We start from the raw sequence: 19,307 nt of genomic DNA, 5'->3' as shown, positions 1-19,307 counted from the left end.
ACTATTTTTTGGAAGCCATATGCTCAGCTATGGCACCGGAAGCAGGACATCCTGTTTTTTTTAACTCATGGATGATATTGGGATGATCCTCTTTACGGCCCTGGGATAATTTATATGCAGCCTGTATATCTTTGATCACAATTTGAAAACCTATGATCCCTTTGATCTGTCGCATGGTATTTGGTGATAGATCGTGAAGTGAGATGGGACGCTCCGAGTCCTGTTCGTATTTGTCAACAAGTTTGTGCAGGGATGCCAAGACAGCACCCTCATCCATAATGTGCAGGGTTCCATAAACATGAACCGCAATATAGTTCCAAGTGGGGACTTCTTCCTCCTGGTACCATGAAGAGGAGATATAACTATGGGGCCCATTGAAAATACATAGCACCTCTTGGTCCTTTGCCAAATCCTCCAATTGCAGGTTGGCTTTTGAAATATGTCCCACCAAAATATCCTGCCCATCTACATCCACATCCAATTCCAACGGGATATGACTGGCCCAAGGCCTCCCTTTGACCAGATTTACCAGAATGCCAAAGCTGTTCTTCTTGATGAATTCCTTGACCTCCTTTAAATTTTCATTTTTATAGTGTGCGGGAATATACATAAGGCTAGCGTACTATGGTTAAAATATTAATCGCGATGGGTCTTGGAAGAGTCGGCCACCAATTTATTGATGCCGTTCAATTCCTCATCTGTAAGATAGCGCCATTTACCAACAGGCATATCCAAACTGATGTTCATGATACGCACGCGTTTTAATTTCACCACCCTGTAGCCCAAATGCTCGCACATTCTTCTAATTTGTCGGTTCAGGCCTTGGGTGAGGATTATTTTAAAAACGTTTCGGCCTATTTCTTCCACATGGCACTTTCTGGTAACCGTATCCAATATAGGCACTCCTGCACTCATCTTTTGGACAAAATCCCGAGTAACCGGTTTGTTGACCGTAACAATGTATTCTTTTTCGTGATTGTTCCTCGCCCTGAGTATCTTGTTCACGATATCACCATCACTGGTCAATAATATGAGACCTTCACTGGGCTTGTCCAATCTTCCAATGGGGAAAATACGTTTTGGATAACCGATATAATCAATGATATTATCCTTCTCCACACCGGTATCCGTGGTACAAACAATACCTATGGGCTTATTAAATGCGATATAGACTTGTTTTTCCTTAGGTTCGGAAATAAGTTTTCCATCCACACGGACTTCATCACCGGAAATAATTTTGGTCCCCATTTCCGGAACGGACCCATTGATGGTGACCCTGCCTTCCTCTATAAGTTTGTCTGCTGCCCTTCTCGAGCAGTATCCTACCTCACTTAGATATTTGTTGATTCTTGTTGATTGGGCTTCTTCCATTGGTAGTTTTACTTTCTATTCCTAAATTCCTTTCACAGCTGCTTCTGCACATCTTTCTCCATCCATGGCTGCGGAAACAATGCCTCCCGCATAACCTCCTCCTTCCCCACAAGGGAACAGACCCTTGATCTGCGGATGTTCCAATTGTGTATTTCTTGGAATATTTACCGGTGATGAAGTTCTGGATTCTACTCCTACAATATTTGCCTCGGCGGTATAGTAGCCATGCATCTTTTCACCAAAGGCCTTAAATCCTGTCCTTAGTCTGCTTCCAATTAGTTTGGGAAGCAAAGAATGCAAAGGGGCAGATTTTAAACCTGGTTGATAAGAGGTGTCATTTAAATCTACCGATAGCCTTCCCTCTACAAAATCTGTCAGTCTTTGAGCTGGCGCAACCTGACTTCTTCCCCCCGATGTGTAAGCCAATTTTTCCAGATCCTTTTGATATTCCAGTCCCTTCAGAGCTCCAAAATGATCGTATTTCGGTATATCCTGATCCACATTGATCTCTACCACAATACCAGAATTGGCGTAAAGGTTGTTCCTTTTGGAGGGTGACATCCCGTTGACAACCACCTCTCCATCAGCCGTGGCAGCAGGAACTATGAATCCGCCCGGACACATACAAAAAGAATAAACACCCCTATCTTTTACCTGTTGAACCAGACTATAGGCGGCGGCGGGCAATAATTCATTGCGTTCCCCCTCACAGTGATACTGTATGCTGTCTATGATATGTTGGGGATGTTCTACACGCACTCCCATGGCAAAGGACTTGGCCTGGAGGGCAACATTCTTTTTTTGCAACAGATAATATATATCCCTTGCTGAATGCCCAGTGGCCAATATCACCGAATTTACCTTCATTTCCGTGCCATTCTGTAAAATAAGCGCTTGTAGAGCGTTGTTCTTGATGATGAAATCTACAACCCGACTCTCAAAATGAATTTCCCCACCGTATTGTAGTATGGTCTCTCTGATATTTTCAACAATTTTTGGCAGCTTATTGGTACCAATATGAGGATGGGCATCAATTAATATTTGCTCCGTGGCGCCATGGTAAACGAGATTCTCAAATATCCTTCTTACATCCCCGCGCTTTAGGCTTCGAGTGTAAAGTTTGCCGTCTGAATAAGTTCCTGCACCACCTTCCCCAAAACAATAGTTGGAATCCTCATCCACCGTATGTTGTTGGTTGATGGCCCTAAGGTCACGTCTTCTTTCCCGTACTTTTTTTCCGCGTTCCAGAACTATAGGTTTATAGCCAAGCTCGATACATCTCAATGCGGCGTACATTCCAGCCGGGCCAAAACCGATTATATGGATTTCTTTGGCCTTGGAAACATCTTTGTAATCAAAGGTGTATCCAGATTCTTTGGGCACCGGTTCATCGATATAAACAGCTATCTTATAATTGAAAAAGATCTGCGGTTTACGGGCATCAATGGATTTTCTCAAAATTTGAACCGCATTGATCTGCTTTTCATCCACATGAAGGAGATGGGCGGCCTTTTTTTTCAAAATGCCCTCGATGGTCTCTTCCTCGATATTTACACGTAGCTGCATTGTTTTCACCATGGTGCAAAATTAAGGTAAATCTTATAATAAAGGTGACGAAAATACATGTGGATGGATATTTGATTCCAAACCAATTATACTATGCACAAGGGTCAAAATTTTTATATCGATTATTTATTGCATTATTTATTTGTGTGAATGAGCACATTTTGATAAATATGATGCTATATCTTAGCGGTATCATAAGTAGGTTAGAATTTAGTTTCTTTTTAAAAGACTATTTTTAAAAAAAGAGGATGTAGGGGTACATCCTCTTTTTTGATGATATACACCTGTGAAATCTACATCGACTCCAATTTCCTATCTTGTTGCCTAACCCATTGCAATCAACAACACTCTCCCTGTATCAAGGAATTCCTGGGCGCTTTACCTTACTTTAATCTTTGAGGCCTTTCCTGTCCGAAAAGACCAAATGTTAACCATTATTGTAGCAATACCCGAAACGATAATTTTAGAAACTTCAAGTTTTTCTGCTAAAGTGAACCTTCAGATGGGAAAAAATGTTTGTGTATCTATTGATAATTCAAGTGTTACGATCTATGTAAGTATGCCCTTGGACAAACGCTTTTTTTTATTTAAACGGTTGAAATTTAACGAGAATCATATCTGGTTTTTTTCTAAATTTAACGTAATCTTACAGCGCTTTTGTTGCTGGTTACCAAGCAGTTCGTGGTTGTTGTTCTGATGTTTGGATTCGGCTTGGTTTTAAGTATTTTCTTCCCCCTAAAGACATTCTCCCAATTTAATCCCCTAAAGGAGCTTTGACATATCCATGGTTAACTTAAATCAATCAAATGGATAAATAGTAAGCATAAGTTATGGTCCCTTAAAGATGATATGGCATGCTTGCTAGGTATTGGTGTAGTTGTAATCTAAAAACAGACATATGAAAAGAGTAATCCTAATGTTAGGCATCCCGTTTCTAATGGGGGCCTGTAATGAAGCCAAATCCAAGGAAGAGCCATTAAACGAAGGAAAAGAAATTGCTGTAGCGATGGATTCTCCCGTATCGGTTGAACGAGGGAAATATCTAGTCAATACCATTGGTTGTACGGATTGTCATACTCCTAAGAGGATGACCGAAAACGGACCGGAACCTAACCCAGAATTATTTTTATCCGGTCACCCATCAACAGAAAAATTACCACCTTTAGACCCGTCTGAAGTAACGGGTTATGTGGCGTTTAGCATGGGATTAACCGCTTCAGTTGGACCATGGGGAACTTCATTTGCTGCCAACCTTACCCCTGATGATACCGGGATTGGTAACTGGACAGAAGAACAATTTCTGACCTCTATAAAGGAAGGGAAATACAAAGGATCCATGAACAGCCGAACATTGTTGCCTCCAATGCCTTGGCAACAATACAGGATGCTGACCGATAACGACTTGAAATCCATATTTAAATACCTCGAGACCTTAAAACCCGTAGAAAACGTTGTTCCTGGTCCTATACCTCCAACAGGGAACTAAAAAAGCATTGGTTCCTGCAGGATTTATGGATTAACCCGGGATTGCTCGGGCAGAATAAAAAGGCAGAAACAAGATTTAATATTTTATTAAAGTGAAAATCCAACTGGGAACTTCTAGGTTGGATTTTTGTTTTAGCATTTTTATGGCCGTCCAATTTTGGTTTAACTATACTTTGGAGCATAGCTTCCAATATTTTAGAACATAGGCTACGGCAATACGCTTTCATTGGTTACCGTGCTATGCCGTTCACTGAAAATCCATAGCGGAGAATAAATAAATAGCTGGTTAGTGTTGCTCTATAGGAGGTATACCCACAACAATTGGCTGCCATTTTTTAATGTTTTGACCATCCATCCCTAAAAAAACACAATTCAGTATTCCTTTTTTCAGCATTTGACCGGAATGTGACAGTTTTGTTGGGGAGATCAATTAATTCAATCAAATCATGCAGAAATTAGCATTGGTCATTGCGGCCTTAATTACCAGTTTAATGAGTATGGCCCATGAAGGGAATATGTCTGTTCACCAAAGGAATAATGTCCCATTGGGCCAAAGAACCGAAACATATACGACTGTTCCCATTAGGAGAATAAAGAAAGAAATGAAACCATCCATGGACGGCCATTTGCAGATGGTAAGGAACAGTGTTTTGGGATATACCAGTAAAAGGGAATTGTCAATATGGGTACATAGGATGACAAGGCAGCATAGGGATAGGCGTTAAGTTTGAAGAATATTTAATAGGAAGGCTCCTTGATCTTTTTACTAACTTTAAACCATCGACCTAACAATAAATGACCCTATCAATCATTTTTTTGTACTGGTTCAATAAAACGATAAAATAATACCATGTTGAGATTTTTTAAGGAATTGGGTAAGGCATTCATCATTGGAAATATCATTTTCATTGTGTTTTTGGTCAGTTATTATATAAAAGGTACCGCGGTTTTCTTTGATGAGGAACTTTTATATGGATATCTGGATACCCTGGTCTACGCTGTAGCCATCTATATGGCCAATGCGTATACCTGGATCTATTTTGGCAAAAAATATGGAGCGTTCCAGTTTACACTTAAAAGTATGGTGCTTGGGATTTGCAGCAATATCGGTATATCCCTATTGGCTATATTTCTGGTGCGGGCCATAACCAAGGTTGGGTTTGGGAACATGTCCTTCGGGCTGTTCCTCGAGGAAGAGGACCTCACTTTTTATTATATCGCCTTTTTGATCGCCCTGGTACTGACCCTTCTTTTCTATTTGTTTTACTATTACAAGTACCGTCAAGAGAACAAGGTAAAGGAACAGAAGATCATAGCAGGCACGGCATCGGCTAAGTTTGACGCGCTAAAGAATCAACTGGATCCCCATTTTTTGTTCAATAGTTTAAATGTTTTGACCAGCCTAATAGAGGAAGATCCAGCTCAGGCCCAAAAATTCACAACCTCCCTTTCCAAGGTATACCGATATGTCCTGGAGCAGAAAAATAAGGATTTGGTCACGGTGGACGAGGAATTGGAGTTCGCCAAGACCTATGTAAGGTTGTTGAAAATGAGATTTGAGGACAGTATTGTTTTTAATATCCCAGAGCGCAGCAATAGCCCGGAGGCCAAAATAATCCCATTGTCCTTGCAACTGTTGTTGGAGAATGCGGTAAAGCACAATGTGGTGACCTCAAAGAGACCTTTGACCATCAATGTGTTCGAAAAGAACGGCATGCTATGCGTAAGTAATAACCTCCAAGAGAAACAGGTGGTCAAAAAAAGTAGTGGGGTAGGACTGCACAATATTCGGCAGCGATATCAGATCCTAACGGATAAAAAGGTAATTATCAATAAGACAGCATCGGAATTCAGCGTGCAGCTTCCCATGCTCATAAAACAGATTTCAATTATGGAAACACAAGAAAGTTATATAGATGAAAAGCGCTATCAAAAAGCAAAAGAGCGAGTGGAGGCCATTAAATCGTTCTACGGTAATTTGGTTTCGTATTGTATTGTAATCCCCATTTTGGTCTACATTAATTATAAATCCACGAGTTTTCCATGGGTGATTTTTCCCGCCCTAGGATGGGGCTTTGGAGTCATAGCACATGGGATGGAGGCTTATGGCTATAACCCTATTTTTGGAAAAAGTTGGGAGGAGCGCAAAATGAAGGAATATATGGAGGATGAAAATTTTTAGACCATATGAATTTATCAAAGGTTCGGCAGGAATACAATTCGGTCATGGAAAAATGCAGTTCAGTAAGGTATTTTTACGGAGGTCACCTACAAGAATTATTTTTATATCAAGAAACTTAAACAATATTTAAAACAACTAAAATGGACTCAATAGACAAAGAGAACAAGTACCTCAGGGCAAAAGAACGTGTTGCAGAAGTGAAAAAGTTTTATGGCAACCTAACCTCTTATGCCGTATTCATATCCTTTTTGGCCATACTTAATTACTGGACCAATGAATGGAGCTATCCTTGGTTTTTATGGGCGGCTTTTGGATGGGGCTTGGGCTTGATCTTCCAAGCCATAAAGGTCTTTCAGTTTAACCTACTGTTCGGTAAGAACTGGGAGCAAAGAAAAATAAAGGAGTTTATGCAGGAAGAGGAGAATCAAAGAAAATGGGATTAGTCCAGAAAAGAACAAACAAAGCTGACAAAAATGGAAAATAGTAATTTGGAAAAAAAGGAAAGGGCTCTTAGACGTATCAAAGAATTAAAGGGATTCTATGTGCATTTAACGGTCTATATAGTCATCAATAGCTTTATTTCGGTGAACAAGGTGATCAGGAACATGTACAATGGGGAAACCTTTGATGAGGCGTTTTTTGACTTTGGGACATTTGCCGTATGGTTCTTTTGGGGAATTGGTCTTGCATTCCATGCCATGAAAGTGTTTTCATACAATCCCTTTTTTGGAAAGGATTGGGAAGAACGTCAAATAAAGAAGTACATGGAACAGGAGGAAAAAGATTTTAAAAAATATTTATAAATCAATACAGCCATGAAGGATTCAAATAGTTTTAAGAAGGCAAAACAGCGCTTGGAACGCCTCAAAGGCTTTTACACACATCTGACCGTGTATGGCATTGTGAACAGCGTTTTGCTTATCGTATATTTTTCATCCAAGGATAGAATGTTCCAAGGAACTTCCAATGAGGAATTTATTATGTGGGCCGATTGGAATGTGCTTTTGACTCCAATGATCTGGGGAGCTTTTCTGTTAGCCCACGCAGCATGTGTTTTTAAGTGGAGCCTACCTTTTCTAAAACGTTGGGAAGAAAGGCAGATAAAGAAAATTATGGAAAAGGGAAATCAAGGATTTTGAATCTGTATCTTTAGCTCAAAACCAGTTCTAACCAACCACCGCTTTAAAAAAAATGAATACCATAATCATTGAGGACGAAAAACCCGCCGCACGTAGATTGGGTAGGTTACTGTCCGATCTAAATGTAGAAGTCACCGCAATGTTACATTCTGTTGAGGAATCTATTTTGTGGTTCAAGAACAACCCTCACCCCGATTTGATTTTTTTGGATATTCAACTTTCAGACGGACTTTCATTTGAGATTTTTGATGAAGTTGACGTCCATAGTGCCATCATTTTTACCACCGCATATGATGCATATGCCCTCCAAGCTTTTAAGTTAAATAGCATCGATTATTTGTTAAAACCTATTGATGATGAGGAGCTGTCAACGGCCCTGAAAAAGTATCATTCCCTGCGCCCAAAAAAGCAACCTCTGGCAGTGGATTTTGAGGATATAAAAAAGTTGTTGGTGAACCCATTGGAGCGTGAATACAAAAAGAGGTTTACGGTGAATGTGGGGCAGCATCTGAAAATTATCAATGCAGATGAAATAGAATGTTTTTACAGTGAGAACAAAGGCACCTATGCGGCTACTTCGGAAGGTAGGAACTATTTGTTGGACACCACCTTGGACAATCTCAGCGAAGAGTTGGAGCCCAAACAATTCTTTAGGGTAAGCAGGAAGTTCTATATCAATGTCAACCATATCAAAGACATTATTTCCTACACGAATTCTAGGCTTCAAATTAAACTAAACCGGTTCTCTGACCAGGAAATCATCGTAAGCAGGGAACGTGTAAAGGATTTCAAGCTTTGGTTGGAATAAAAACCTTTAAAATGCTGGATTGTAATATTTTAAAAAGTGACTATAACTGATATAGAGATTCCTTATAGTTAAGAAATTGGGCCATTCTGGGCATTTAGTCCACCCTATTTTCATCAAAAGCAGAAGGGAGAAGTTTGGGTATCAATTTAATAAAAATGGGCAATAAAACAGCGCCACCTGGTAGTATGAAAATGGCAAGTGACGGGATACTTTTAAAGATATCCAAAAGTTGATCCTGCACTTTTTTCTTTTCTTCTTCGCTCAAATCCCTTACGGTGGACTTGGATAAAAGGGCGACCAATTCTTTGCTTTCTGATAGTTCTTTTAGTAGTCTTTTGCTATTTCTAAGAATCAATTTGTTCACAATTTTTGACATGCTTTCATAAAATTGCACGGCCAAATTATGGTCTTTCAGATGAGGAACTTTATGGGAATTCAGCTGAAAAAATGTAGTCACATCTTCCAAGGATTCAGCAATAGTTCCATGGTCAAATCCAAGGTCTTTTCCGATGCCATAAATGAAAATCGACTCCTTATATTCAAGTGAAAAATCTTCCCATACCGTTAGGCAGGACACGTCCAAAAAGTATTGGTTTTCCTGTACTGAAAATTGGCTGTTCAATTGATCCCGGTATAGGTCATCGAAGTTGTCTTTTTGTGCATCGATAAACGTTAGGGAAGAAGCAAATAATTGTGCCAAACGCTCATCACTCCTGTTTTTTTCTTTGGAATTTAAGGTGTGATAAGTTAGGTTTATCGTGATATGTTCTAAATCCTGTGCGTGCTTTTTTACATCGATCTCCCCTTGTAGGTATCTTTTAAAAGTTAGGGTGTCTATAAAAAGTAAGGAGTTCGTGATAATGCTATTGAAAGTCTTGCTTATCAAATTGTCTTCGAGATATACCCTTGAATCAATTAGTTTTTCCAGTTGGGAGGAAGTCTTTTTTCCGGTCAATATTTTATTTAGAAAGGATATCTGACTTACTTCCAATAGTTGATAGAACTTAAATATGGCTTCGAGAAATTCTTTGAAATCGGCTTTTTTACTTTCAAAAACATAGGTAAAGTAAAGGGCCGTAAGCAAATTTATTTTGGCGTTCTCGTCCTCCGTTAAGTTATGTTCCGCTGCTATAAATTTGGGTGCCGATATATTTATGCCATAAATAAAGCCACAGGTTTTTAAATCACTGTAAAGCGCATCGAAACTGGGATATAGTTCGGGCTTATTTTTTACAAGGGATCCAAACTTTTCTATCCAACCAGATGAGGAGGGGTTCATTACTTCTTCATTTAAAAGGTCAAATTAACGGAAAATAAGTGACTTTTTTATTGTAGGTCCTTCAATATACATAATAGGTATAAAATTTACTTAACAAAAAATTAACACTACAAAAACCAAACCCTAGCAAACAAGGTTGCGTAGGTAAGGCAGAAACAAAATCTAAAAACAAAAAGTAATGAAAAAAACAAAAATTTATTTAGGCCTGGCGGTATTAGCTGTAGCTAGTATTATTTTGGTGGCTGCCGACCACATTGATGCACCTGCAACAACAGGTACTACTGCGGATATTGCAGACTTTTACGGATTTGAACCAACTGTTGGTTCTGACAACACCGTTTTTGTCGTGGATATTCAATCCAGTGTACTTCCAGAGTTGGCTTACGGGGAATTTGATGAGAATGTATTGGTAGAGATCAATATTGATACAGACGGGGATTTGGTAGAGGATAAAGTAATTCAAGCTATTCCAAGAGACGGTAGAATGTATTTCTTTGGACCTGTTGCTCCTGCTCAAACAGGATTGAACAGTGAAGTATTGGTTGATTCTCCCCTAGGAGACGTTGAAATCTCTGGTAATACGGCAATTACCGAAACTACCACAAATGGTACTAAGTTATTTGCTGGACCAAGACAAGATGCATTTTTCTTCGATTTTTTCCAATTCAACGCGGTAATCGGTGGAATGGCTCCAGGTGGTTTCAAAACTGCTGCGGAAGCTGAGAATACGTTTTCAGGTGCCAATACGATGTCTATCGTAGTAGAAATTCCAAACAGTGTAATTGGAAACACAACAGCCACAAATGCATTGGGAACTCCAGTTTATAAGACTTGGGTAACTACAAACGTAAAACAATAACAACATTAATTTAAAAAGAAATACAATTATGAAACTATATAATATAAAAACTACTTTCTTGTCGGTCTTGGCCGTAGCAGCTTTGGCTTCTTGTAGCAATGATGACGATATGACCATGGAGCCAACCCCAATGGGTACGGATTTCTCTGGAACATATACACAGGCAGACCATATGGGAAGACCTGGTATTAATACCGTATTCAGTGCTGATATCAATGGTCAGACCAATGTTAAGAATTCTTTTAATAGAACTATTCCTTCACAGATGAATGCCCAATTCCAAGCAGGTTTTGAAGCTAGATTGGAACAATACCATGATGTTTATGCTGAATTGCTAGGATTTCAACCTGAAGATGTTAATTACGAAACCAATATTTTAGGTTTGGATGCAACTACCTTGACTACGGTATTGGCCAATGATGCTTTGGACGTTGCTCCAGATATGCCAACAACCTATTTCAACGGAACGCAGGTATTGACCGGTCGTGCCTTGGCAGATGACGTTATCGATATTTCTTTGACCCTTCTTTTTGGAGGCGAAACTGGAGCTCGTTTTAGCGGACAGGATACAAATAATGATGGTAATGCCGATTTACCACGTTTAACTTCTGATGGTGTTGCTTTAACTGCTACACTTTCTACATCATTCCCTTATTTGGGAGCTCCAAACTAGTATTATTATCTATGAAAAGGAGAGTAGGGGAGGATATCCGTATCCTCCCTTATTTTAAAAGATGAAACATTCAATACACCTAAAAACATTGATCATGAAATATCTATTCCTATTCGTACCGCTGTTATTTTTGTTCTCTTGTGCAGACGCAGAACATTCTCAAGTAACGAATCAAGAAGATTACAATAAATTTTTAGTATCCAGCCCATCTAGGACCACATCCAAATATTATGAGCTCTGGAATTCTAAAATAAAACCAGATAGCATGCAATTGACCAGCTTTGGTATTGTTGCAAGTGAATATAGCCGTTATTTTCAAAATACCGGTGACATAAAGTATTTAAAAAAGGCAGAACAAGCCTTGGAAAGAGCTGTAAAAATTGCAGCCATTGGTAAAACAGGGTATCAAAGGGCCCTCGCCAGAAATTATATATCACAACATAGGTTTAAGGAGGCACTTCAATTGGCCGATTCAGCCCGTTCAAAAGGAATTGACATCGAGGAGGCCCAAAGTTTGCTTTTTGATATCCATATGGAACTGGGCAACTATGAGCAGGCCGGTAAATATCTGGACAGTATCAAGAATATGTCCCAATTTGGATATTTGATTCGTGCCGCAAAGTGGAACGATTATAAAGGCGATCTGGATACCACCATCCGATTTATGGAATTGGCGAAACAAGAAGCTGAGGATGCCAAAAACACCAGTTTAATGATATGGTCCTACACCAATATTGCCGATTACTACGGGCATGCTGGAAAAATAAAGGATTCCTATAACTATTTCCTGAAGTCACTCCAACTGGACCCCGAAAATGCCTATGCCAAAAAAGGAATTGCTTGGATTGTTTTTTCCCATGAAAAAAATCCTGATGAGGCCTTGCGCATTTTGGACTCTGTCACAAAGAATTACAGTGCCCCTGATTACTATCTATTGAAATCTGAGATTGCAGCTTTTCAGAACAATGAAATGAAATCCCTGGCCAATCTTGACAAATATTACAAGGCTTTGCAAAACCCTTCATATGGGGATATGTACAACGCCAATAATGCGTCCTTATATTTAGAGGAGACCGGACAATATGAAAAGGCCCTTAAAATTGCGGAGAAGGAAGTGGAAAACAGGCCAACGCCCAATTCCTACGATCTTTTGGCCTATAGTTATCTGAAAATTGGCAAAAAGGATAAGGCCCTGGAAGTGGTAGAAAACCATATTGCGGGCAAAACATTCGAACCCAATATCCTGTACCATTCGGCTGAGATTTACAAAGCCAATGGGAAATTGTCCAAGGTAAAAGAACTCAAAGAAGAGTTGACCGGGGCAGCATATGAGTTGGGGCCTGATATGGCCAACAAAATAGCCAAGCTCTAAACACAGTTATCTTACATCTAATCATATTGGTCCCTCAAAATAAGGGGACTGGAAAAGCACATTTTAAAATGAAACCAATATTTCTAATACTTGCACTGTTATTAGGTCATTTGACATGGGGTCAGGTGATTACAGGAAAGGTTTTGGATGCCAATAAAGAAGGGGTAGAAGGGGCTTATATTTTTAATCACTTGCAGGAAAAACACACCCATTCCAATGAGTTGGGTTCTTTTAAACTGCAACAAACCTATCCCGGTGATACCTTGTTGATAGGGGCATTGGGCTTTCAAAAATTGGAATATGTACTACGATCGGAAGATTTTGGCGCTCCCTTGAACCTAATCTTGGAGGAGGACATCTACCAATTGGAAGAAGTGATTATCAGGCCAAACGTAAACGGCATCAATGTAGTCGCTGATATTGACCTTAAGACTGCTCCCGTCAAGTCATCCCAAGATCTACTACAAAAAGTTCCTGGATTAATCATTGGACAACATGCCGGTGGTGGTAAGGCCGAACAATTGTTCCTAAGAGGGTTCGATATAGATCACGGAACGGACATTGCCATAGGAGTAGATGGGATGCCGGTCAATATGGTTTCACACGCCCATGGCCAAGGCTATGCCGATCTGCATTTTGTCATCCCCGAAACATTGGATAACATAGATTTTGGAAAGGGACCGTACTACTCGGACCACGGAAACTTTGGGACGGCAGCCTACGTGGATTTTGGTACGAAACAGCGTTTAAAAAATAGTACGGTACAACTGGAATATGGTGATTTTGGATGGAATAGAACATTGGGCATGTTCAGTTTGCTCAATGATGACACCCAAGCCGCCTATGTGGCTACTGAGCTGATCCGTTTTGATGGCCCTTTTGAATCTCCCCAAAACTTCTCGCGACTGAACATTTTTGGAAAATATACTGCCAAGCTTAGCGATCAAGGCCAATTTTCATTATCTGCCTCTCATTTTACGAGTGAGTGGGATGCTTCTGGCCAAATTCCCCAAAGAGCAGTGGATAATGGCAGTATTTCCCGATTTGGTGCTATAGATGATACAGAAGGAGGGACCACGGAGCGCACCAATTTGAATGTTTCCCTTAAAAAGGTTTTGGATGAAAATTCCTTTGTAAAGGCCAATGCCTACTATTCCAATTATAAATTTCAACTGTATTCCAATTTTACTTTTTTCTTGGAAGATCCAATCAATGGAGATCAGATCATGCAAAAAGAGGAGAGGGACCTTTTTGGTCTGAATGCAGAATTGAATAAAAATATTAATGTACTGGGCAGTCCCGCTCTCCTTAGGGTAGGAACCGGATTTAGGACAGATAATATTCAGGACAATGAATTGTCACGAACCTTAAATAGAAGAACATCCTTGGCAAATATTCAATTGGGGGACGTCACGGAAACCAACGTATTTGGATATGCCAATGCGGAAATCACATGGAATAAATGGACAGTAGCCCCGGCGTTAAGAATCGATAATTTTAGTTTTAACTATGTAGATGCCCTAGCGCAAGAATACAGAAACCAATCCGTGGGCAAAACCATTGTTTCACCAAAACTGAACTTTACCTATACCGATTCCGCTGACCTTCAGTTTTTCCTAAAATCTGGGATCGGATTTCATTCCAACGATACGCGGGTAGTAGTGGCACAAGATGGCAATACAATATTACCGGCAGCCTATGGTACTGATTTAGGAACAATATGGCGGCCTACATCCAAAATGTTGCTCAATATCACCGCATGGTATCTTTATATGGAACAAGAATTTGTATATGTAGGGGATGCCGGAATTGTGGAGCCCAGTGGCAGAACAGAACGATTGGGAGTGGATTTTGGACTCCGATATCAATTTACAGATTGGTTGTATTTAAATACCGATGCAACGTATACCCATGCCAGAAGCTTGGAAGACCCCAAAGGAATGGATTTTATTCCCCTTGCGCCCGACTTTACCTTGGTGGGTGGACTTGGCATTATAAACTTGGGAAGACTATCGGGCGGACTTCGTTTCCGTTATTTGGATGATAGGCCTGCCAATGAGGACAACTCTATTGTAGCAAAAGGATATACGGTTACAGATCTAAATGTCAATTATCTTCTAACAAAGAACCTATCCATGGGAATGTCCATTGAGAACCTTTTTGATACGGAATGGAACGAGACACAATTTGCAACTGAATCGAGGTTGGAGAATGAGAATGATGCCGTAGAAGAGATACACTTTACGCCAGGCACCCCATTTTTTGTAAAGGCAAGTCTGAGCTATAACTTCTGATGATAAGGCACTAAGCGATGTGGTTGCTTAGTGGTTTTTAGGTGGACACCGTGGCATTTATGTCACGGTGTTTTTTGTTTTGGACAAACGGTCAATATAATGGATTAAGGACAAAACCCCCAATAAACCTTCTACGTAAGTATTTCAAAATGGAAGATTGGGGATAATCCCAGTTAATTATTGAGAACCTAAATACTTTGAACTATGGACTACTGTCTTTTTATACTTTGGATGTTTTTTATGATACATAGTACCGTACGAATATACATGGCACAATCTGGTCTCCAAAAGTTGCTTAAGCGCAAGTCAAAATATATAACAGACTGTAAGATAGGTAACTAAATATATTTATACCTGATTTTAGCATGCTTTATTCTAAAGGCTCCCGACCAAGTTGGGAGCCTTTTTATTTTGTATCAGGTTTAGTATTAACTTTTTGTAAGAATATTAAGAAGATATTAACAATTATTGTAGGAAATATGGGTTGAAATGTATATTTTTAACGTTCAAATGTATTGCCTACGTTCTTTTTTTTACATTTTGAAACATCGAATAATCAGTATCAGTTTTATATCATTCTCTTTTTACAAACCTAAATCTATATTATTATGGCGTACATCCTATTTTTTATCTGGTTGGCTTTAATGGTATTTTTTGGAGGTTTAATATTCTTTGCATATAGATCCTTGCAACGAATATTGAAAATGGGCAAACAGACAACTTAATAGGGTTTTCTCCGCAGAAATGGACGGCTGTCAGTATTTGGACAGTGAACGGCATAGACTCTGGCGGTAACCTTTTAATTTGGATGTTATTCTTTAAAGCTCCCCCGATAATATTGAGCCAAAAAAAAAATCTTTTGAAGACGTCAAGGAATTTAATCCTAACCACCTTCAAAAGATTTTTTAATTTAATGCAATTGCGTTCTACCTATACTGCCCCTAATGTGTATAGCTGTTCCAAGGTTGGGGATTCACTACCACCTGCAGGTTCCAGGGTGATACCAAATGCTTCGGACTCATTGGGATTGGCAAAGGCAAATACTTTGTTGTCATCGTTCTTAAAGTCTTCCAATAGCCCCATACTGGTAGGGGTAAGTGGATCTAATTTTAAAGACCAAACCTGATAGACCATTCCGTCTGGTGGTTCTGGTAGCCCTTGGGCATCAATGAACACTTTTTGCTCTTCCTTGTTCCAATATGCTTTGGCATAGGATGTTGGGGATACCGTTTGACCGCCCAATGCTATAACTTCTATGTTCTTATCACGTATGGTGCCGAGCAGTTCTTTTGATTTCTCCAAGGAGGTGTTGGCTTCAAAAATTTGCTGTTCCAAAATCTCATTGGTCTGTGAAGCCACATTGATCTCAGATTTTAATTGGCTGTTTTGATTGTACATCCAAAGCATTCCTACTGCAAGAAGAACGGAAGCAGCCCATCCAACGTAGGTGAACCAGTTGGTTTTGGTCTCGCTCATAGGGATGACTTTGGTGCCTTTTAAGGCAGCTATGCGATTCCTGATATCATTGAACCCTTTGTTGGCAGAGCGAGCCGGAGCGGCCGCCTTGCTAAGTGCCAAGATAGAAGCCTCTATGGCCAATATCTCAGCCTTGATTTCGGGATATTGTTCCGCATTTTTACTGATCTCCAAGTTTTCCTGTTCAGAAAGCGTACCCGCAACGTAGAGCTCTAAAATTCCTGATGATATGTATTCTTTTACGTCCATTTTATATTGCTATATTGCCCCTAATCTGTGAGATACAATTTCTATTCCTTGTTTTTACCGTCCCAACAGGTATGTCCAGTTCTTCTGCTGCCTCTTTTTGGGTGTACCCTTTAAAATAGAGCATGTCGATTATTTGGACACACTTTTCCTTTAAGTTTTTTAACAAGTTTTGAATACCTATGGTATCTACTTTACTATTAAGGTCATCTTTGTTTTCAAGGATACCTACGAAAAAATCGGAAGATAGGTTTTGTTTACTGTTCTTATATGATTTTGATCGTACCTCGTCAATGGCCGCATTTCTGGCAATATTCAATATCCATGTAAAAAACCGGCCTTTGGAAGCATTGTAGCTTTCTGCATTGTTCCAGGCCTTCATGAACACATCCTGACAAATTTCTTCGGCAAGATCTGTGTTTTTTACAATGGTATTAATAACGCCGCATATATTTTCAGAATACATCGCATAAAGCTTTTCAAATGCCTTCATGTCCCTAGACTGAAAATGTGATACCAATACCTCTAATTCCATGCAATTTTTTTTATGGTTGAAAGATAAAAAAAAAGCTACTGATATCAGTAGCTTTTTTCCTCGTTATTGTTGTGTTTTTTTTGCTATTGGATAATTCCAGTACAACTTACCCTAGCACCGGCATCACCTGAAGGTTGGGATACAAAATCGTCAACTCCCTGGTGTACAATTACTGCCTTGCCTACAATGTTTTTAGTCATATCATCGCATCCAATGCACCATTCGTCAGTTTCAAATTCGACCGTGGCATTACCCGAGGCATCTGCGGTGAAATTTCCAATATCTCCTCTATGGTAACCTTCTGTGGCACCCCATTTTCCATGATCTTGAAATGTAGGATTCCAATGTCCTCCAGTAGATGTACCGTCGGCAGAAGAACAATCTGCTTTTTCGTGGATATGGATGGCGTGCTCCCCTTCTGAAAGTCCTGTTAGGTTGGCCATCATTTTTACTTTGCCATCTGCTTGCGTAAAAGTGACCTCCCCGGTGACCTTACTGTCGCTTTTAGGTTCCATGGAAAATTTGATTACTTCCTCAGTAACCTCTTCCTTTATTTCTTGCATGGTCTCTTCCATCTCATCCGAAGCTTCTTTGGCCTCTTTTTTTGCTTCTTTGCAGCTGTAGGAAAGTGCAAGAATGGTTACAAGAGACATTAATTTTATTCTTTTCATAATCATTGGTTTAAAAATTCGACTAAAGTTACATATAATTTATAGCGGATTCAACCTTATACGGTATTGTTTTCTTTCGTTTAAATGGGAACGTCGTAACTTAATTTTTTATCAGCTAATTCCTGTTCCAATAGGATCAATCCATTAATCGGGATACAATTTGGGTAGGACTGGTCAAGGTTTTATGAACAGGACATTTATTGGCAATTTCAAGGATCCTCTTCTTCTGTTTTTCATCCAGCTCCCCAGTGAGTTTAATGTCGCGCTTAAAGGTGTCAATTTGGCCGTCCATTCCATTTTCATTGGAAGCTTCTTCGGAGGCAGATTTGCTGTAGGTGGTATGTACCTCTGCATTGTCCAGATTCCAGCCTTTGCGCTTGGCATACATTTGAATGGTCATTACCGTACATGCCGTTAATCCTGCCGCAACCAATTCATGGGGTGCAGGACCAAAATTTTGTCCGCCCACGGAAACGGGTTCATCGGCAGTGAGATAATGGGAGCCAACCTTCATTTTTGTAGTGAATAGGTCGTCTGCATCCAAACTACCCACAACTTGGTGGCTGGTATCCAAAACGGAAACAGCTGGGTTGTCCATATATTTTTTGCTCCACGCAGCGATGACCCCACCGGCGTAATCAGAATCCATTTTTTCCATCAATAAATGGTCCGCATCATCCAGGGAAACAAAACTTTTAGGATGGTGGGCAGCCTTGTACAGTGCTTCGGCATGGTCAATTCCAACGGTGGTATCCAGAGGAGAATGCAGCAGCAGGATAGGTAGTCTTAGTTCCTTTACCAAATGAAGAAGGGACTGGTTCTCAAGATCCTCCAAAAACTGTTTTTTGATTGTAAAATCACGTCCACCGAGGTTGACACATGCTTTTCCAGTTTCTTCAATTTCATCGATGTCATTTTTCAACAGTCCTTTTACGTGCTCGGCATTAGAGGGTGTCCCAATTGTTGCAATGCCCTTAACGGATGCTATTTTTTTGGCAGCCATCAATGCTGCCACTCCGCCCAAGGAATGACCTATGATCAGGGAAGGGGCTTTGTGTTTTTCTTTTAAAAAGGTAGCCGCGGACAATAAATCTTCCACATTGCCAGAAAGATTGGTATCCGAAAAATCACCTTCACTTTCACCCAACCCCGTGAAGTCGAATCGAAGTACCCCAAAACCTTGTGCTGTCAAGGCCCGGACGATGTTCTTTACGGCCAATAGATTTTTATTGCAGGAAAAACAATGGGCAAACAGCGCAAAGTTATGAGGCTCTTGATCGGCAGGCAATTCAACCCTTCCTACCAGGGTATCGCCATCCTTATTTTTAAAAGTGACCTTTTGCAGATTCAT

At 39.9% G+C, this 19,307-nt stretch carries 19 protein-coding genes; 11 read left to right on the top strand and 8 right to left on the bottom strand.

The window, feature by feature from the left end:
* Position 1: 1 nt before the first annotated feature.
* The 3 genes from WAA86_RS13065 to WAA86_RS13055 are packed head-to-tail and all read right to left on the bottom strand — an operon-like array spanning position 2 to position 2,949.
* A complete protein-coding gene (locus WAA86_RS13065) occupies positions 2-610 on the bottom strand; it encodes an FMN-binding negative transcriptional regulator (RefSeq protein WP_337301462.1) in 609 nt (202 codons plus the stop codon).
* A gap of 26 nt (positions 611-636) precedes the next feature.
* On the bottom strand, positions 637-1,371 hold the full coding sequence (gene rluF, locus WAA86_RS13060; RefSeq protein ID WP_337301461.1) for a 23S rRNA pseudouridine(2604) synthase RluF: 735 nt from the start codon (positions 1,369-1,371) through the stop codon (positions 637-639).
* A 21-nt stretch (positions 1,372-1,392) separates the two neighbouring features.
* On the bottom strand, positions 1,393-2,949 hold the full coding sequence (locus WAA86_RS13055; RefSeq protein ID WP_337301460.1) for an NAD(P)/FAD-dependent oxidoreductase: 1,557 nt from the start codon (positions 2,947-2,949) through the stop codon (positions 1,393-1,395).
* A gap of 886 nt (positions 2,950-3,835) precedes the next feature.
* Here WAA86_RS13055 and WAA86_RS13050 point away from each other — a divergent pair.
* The 7 genes from WAA86_RS13050 to WAA86_RS13020 all read left to right on the top strand — a co-directional run bounded on the left by WAA86_RS13050 (position 3,836) and on the right by WAA86_RS13020 (position 8,551).
* Positions 3,836-4,423 (top strand): diheme cytochrome c-553, encoded by a 588-nt coding sequence (locus WAA86_RS13050; protein ID WP_337301459.1) that lies wholly within the window; start codon positions 3,836-3,838, stop codon positions 4,421-4,423.
* A gap of 445 nt (positions 4,424-4,868) precedes the next feature.
* Positions 4,869-5,147 (top strand): hypothetical protein, encoded by a 279-nt coding sequence (locus tag WAA86_RS13045; RefSeq protein ID WP_337301458.1) that lies wholly within the window; start codon positions 4,869-4,871, stop codon positions 5,145-5,147.
* 125 nt (positions 5,148-5,272) lie between these two features.
* On the top strand, positions 5,273-6,604 hold the full coding sequence (locus WAA86_RS13040) for a 2TM domain-containing protein (RefSeq protein ID WP_337301457.1): 1,332 nt from the start codon (positions 5,273-5,275) through the stop codon (positions 6,602-6,604).
* Between the two features lie 140 nt (positions 6,605-6,744).
* Entirely contained in the window at positions 6,745-7,047 is a 303-nt protein-coding gene (locus WAA86_RS13035) for a 2TM domain-containing protein (RefSeq protein ID WP_337301456.1), read from the top strand.
* A gap of 30 nt (positions 7,048-7,077) precedes the next feature.
* Positions 7,078-7,407, top strand: coding sequence for a 2TM domain-containing protein (locus WAA86_RS13030; protein WP_337301455.1), 330 nt, complete (start codon positions 7,078-7,080; stop codon positions 7,405-7,407).
* A 12-nt stretch (positions 7,408-7,419) separates the two neighbouring features.
* The gene (locus WAA86_RS13025) at positions 7,420-7,743 is read left to right on the top strand and encodes a 2TM domain-containing protein (RefSeq protein WP_337301454.1); all 324 of its coding nucleotides are present in this window, start codon (positions 7,420-7,422) and stop codon (positions 7,741-7,743) included.
* A gap of 52 nt (positions 7,744-7,795) precedes the next feature.
* Positions 7,796-8,551: a LytR/AlgR family response regulator transcription factor gene (locus WAA86_RS13020; RefSeq protein ID WP_337301453.1), complete on the top strand. Its 756-nt coding sequence runs from the start codon at positions 7,796-7,798 to the stop codon at positions 8,549-8,551.
* Between the two features lie 94 nt (positions 8,552-8,645).
* Here the strand turns inward: WAA86_RS13020 and WAA86_RS13015 are convergent, their stop codons facing one another.
* Positions 8,646-9,830, bottom strand: a complete 1,185-nt coding sequence (locus tag WAA86_RS13015; protein ID WP_337301452.1) for an LETM1-related biofilm-associated protein — start codon at positions 9,828-9,830, stop codon at positions 8,646-8,648.
* Positions 9,831-10,008: 178 nt separating this feature from the next.
* Between WAA86_RS13015 and WAA86_RS13010 the strand changes: the two genes are divergently transcribed.
* The 4 genes from WAA86_RS13010 (at position 10,009) to WAA86_RS12995 (ending at position 15,028) form a co-directional block, all read left to right on the top strand.
* A complete protein-coding gene (locus tag WAA86_RS13010; protein ID WP_337301451.1) occupies positions 10,009-10,689 on the top strand; it encodes a DUF4331 family protein in 681 nt (226 codons plus the stop codon).
* 28 nt (positions 10,690-10,717) lie between these two features.
* Complete coding sequence (locus tag WAA86_RS13005) at positions 10,718-11,362, top strand: DUF4331 family protein (RefSeq protein ID WP_337301450.1); 645 nt, start codon at positions 10,718-10,720, stop codon at positions 11,360-11,362.
* 94 nt (positions 11,363-11,456) lie between these two features.
* On the top strand, positions 11,457-12,734 hold the full coding sequence (locus WAA86_RS13000; RefSeq protein ID WP_337301449.1) for a hypothetical protein: 1,278 nt from the start codon (positions 11,457-11,459) through the stop codon (positions 12,732-12,734).
* Between the two features lie 68 nt (positions 12,735-12,802).
* Positions 12,803-15,028, top strand: a complete 2,226-nt coding sequence (locus WAA86_RS12995; RefSeq protein WP_337301448.1) for a TonB-dependent receptor — start codon at positions 12,803-12,805, stop codon at positions 15,026-15,028.
* 930 nt (positions 15,029-15,958) lie between these two features.
* Here the strand turns inward: WAA86_RS12995 and WAA86_RS12990 are convergent.
* The 4 genes from WAA86_RS12990 to WAA86_RS12975 form a co-directional block, all read right to left on the bottom strand.
* A complete protein-coding gene (locus tag WAA86_RS12990; protein WP_337301447.1) occupies positions 15,959-16,753 on the bottom strand; it encodes an anti-sigma factor in 795 nt (264 codons plus the stop codon).
* 1 nt (position 16,754) lies between these two features.
* On the bottom strand, positions 16,755-17,285 hold the full coding sequence (locus WAA86_RS12985; RefSeq protein WP_337301446.1) for an RNA polymerase sigma factor: 531 nt from the start codon (positions 17,283-17,285) through the stop codon (positions 16,755-16,757).
* 83 nt (positions 17,286-17,368) lie between these two features.
* Positions 17,369-17,956 carry a superoxide dismutase family protein gene (locus WAA86_RS12980; RefSeq protein WP_337301445.1) on the bottom strand — a complete coding sequence of 196 codons (588 nt, stop codon included), beginning with the start codon at positions 17,954-17,956 and terminating at the stop codon, positions 17,369-17,371.
* 136 nt (positions 17,957-18,092) lie between these two features.
* Positions 18,093-19,307, bottom strand: a complete 1,215-nt coding sequence (locus WAA86_RS12975) for a bifunctional alpha/beta hydrolase/OsmC family protein (protein ID WP_337301444.1) — start codon at positions 19,305-19,307, stop codon at positions 18,093-18,095.

This window comes from Sediminicola sp. 1XM1-17 (assembly GCF_037203765.1).
Taxonomy (GTDB): Bacteria; Bacteroidota; Bacteroidia; order Flavobacteriales; family Flavobacteriaceae; genus Sediminicola.
The sequence above is the reverse complement of the archived record's forward strand: the minus strand, read 5'-3'. Positions and strand labels throughout refer to the sequence as shown.

What these genes read in the sequence shown, in the direction of transcription:
- WAA86_RS13015 (WP_337301452.1), bottom strand. Translation starts at nt 9,830, where the DNA reads ATGAACCCCTCCTCATCTGGTTGGATAGAAAAGTTTGGATCCCTTGTA.
- WAA86_RS13055 (WP_337301460.1), bottom strand. Translation starts at nt 2,949, where the DNA reads ATGGTGAAAACAATGCAGCTACGTGTAAATATCGAGGAAGAGACCATC.
- WAA86_RS13030 (WP_337301455.1), top strand. Translation starts at nt 7,078, where the DNA reads ATGGAAAATAGTAATTTGGAAAAAAAGGAAAGGGCTCTTAGACGTATC.
- WAA86_RS12985 (WP_337301446.1), bottom strand. Translation starts at nt 17,285, where the DNA reads ATGGAATTAGAGGTATTGGTATCACATTTTCAGTCTAGGGACATGAAG.
- WAA86_RS13040 (WP_337301457.1), top strand. Translation starts at nt 5,273, where the DNA reads ATGTTGAGATTTTTTAAGGAATTGGGTAAGGCATTCATCATTGGAAAT.
- WAA86_RS13000 (WP_337301449.1), top strand. Translation starts at nt 11,457, where the DNA reads ATGAAATATCTATTCCTATTCGTACCGCTGTTATTTTTGTTCTCTTGT.
- WAA86_RS13020 (WP_337301453.1), top strand. Translation starts at nt 7,796, where the DNA reads ATGAATACCATAATCATTGAGGACGAAAAACCCGCCGCACGTAGATTG.
- WAA86_RS13050 (WP_337301459.1), top strand. Translation starts at nt 3,836, where the DNA reads ATGAAAAGAGTAATCCTAATGTTAGGCATCCCGTTTCTAATGGGGGCC.
- WAA86_RS13010 (WP_337301451.1), top strand. Translation starts at nt 10,009, where the DNA reads ATGAAAAAAACAAAAATTTATTTAGGCCTGGCGGTATTAGCTGTAGCT.
- rluF (WP_337301461.1), bottom strand. Translation starts at nt 1,371, where the DNA reads ATGGAAGAAGCCCAATCAACAAGAATCAACAAATATCTAAGTGAGGTA.
- WAA86_RS13035 (WP_337301456.1), top strand. Translation starts at nt 6,745, where the DNA reads ATGGACTCAATAGACAAAGAGAACAAGTACCTCAGGGCAAAAGAACGT.
- WAA86_RS13065 (WP_337301462.1), bottom strand. Translation starts at nt 610, where the DNA reads ATGTATATTCCCGCACACTATAAAAATGAAAATTTAAAGGAGGTCAAG.
- WAA86_RS12975 (WP_337301444.1), bottom strand. Translation starts at nt 19,307, where the DNA reads ATGAATCTGCAAAAGGTCACTTTTAAAAATAAGGATGGCGATACCCTG.
- WAA86_RS12990 (WP_337301447.1), bottom strand. Translation starts at nt 16,753, where the DNA reads ATGGACGTAAAAGAATACATATCATCAGGAATTTTAGAGCTCTACGTT.
- WAA86_RS13025 (WP_337301454.1), top strand. Translation starts at nt 7,420, where the DNA reads ATGAAGGATTCAAATAGTTTTAAGAAGGCAAAACAGCGCTTGGAACGC.
- WAA86_RS13045 (WP_337301458.1), top strand. Translation starts at nt 4,869, where the DNA reads ATGCAGAAATTAGCATTGGTCATTGCGGCCTTAATTACCAGTTTAATG.
- WAA86_RS12980 (WP_337301445.1), bottom strand. Translation starts at nt 17,956, where the DNA reads ATGAAAAGAATAAAATTAATGTCTCTTGTAACCATTCTTGCACTTTCC.
- WAA86_RS13005 (WP_337301450.1), top strand. Translation starts at nt 10,718, where the DNA reads ATGAAACTATATAATATAAAAACTACTTTCTTGTCGGTCTTGGCCGTA.
- WAA86_RS12995 (WP_337301448.1), top strand. Translation starts at nt 12,803, where the DNA reads ATGAAACCAATATTTCTAATACTTGCACTGTTATTAGGTCATTTGACA.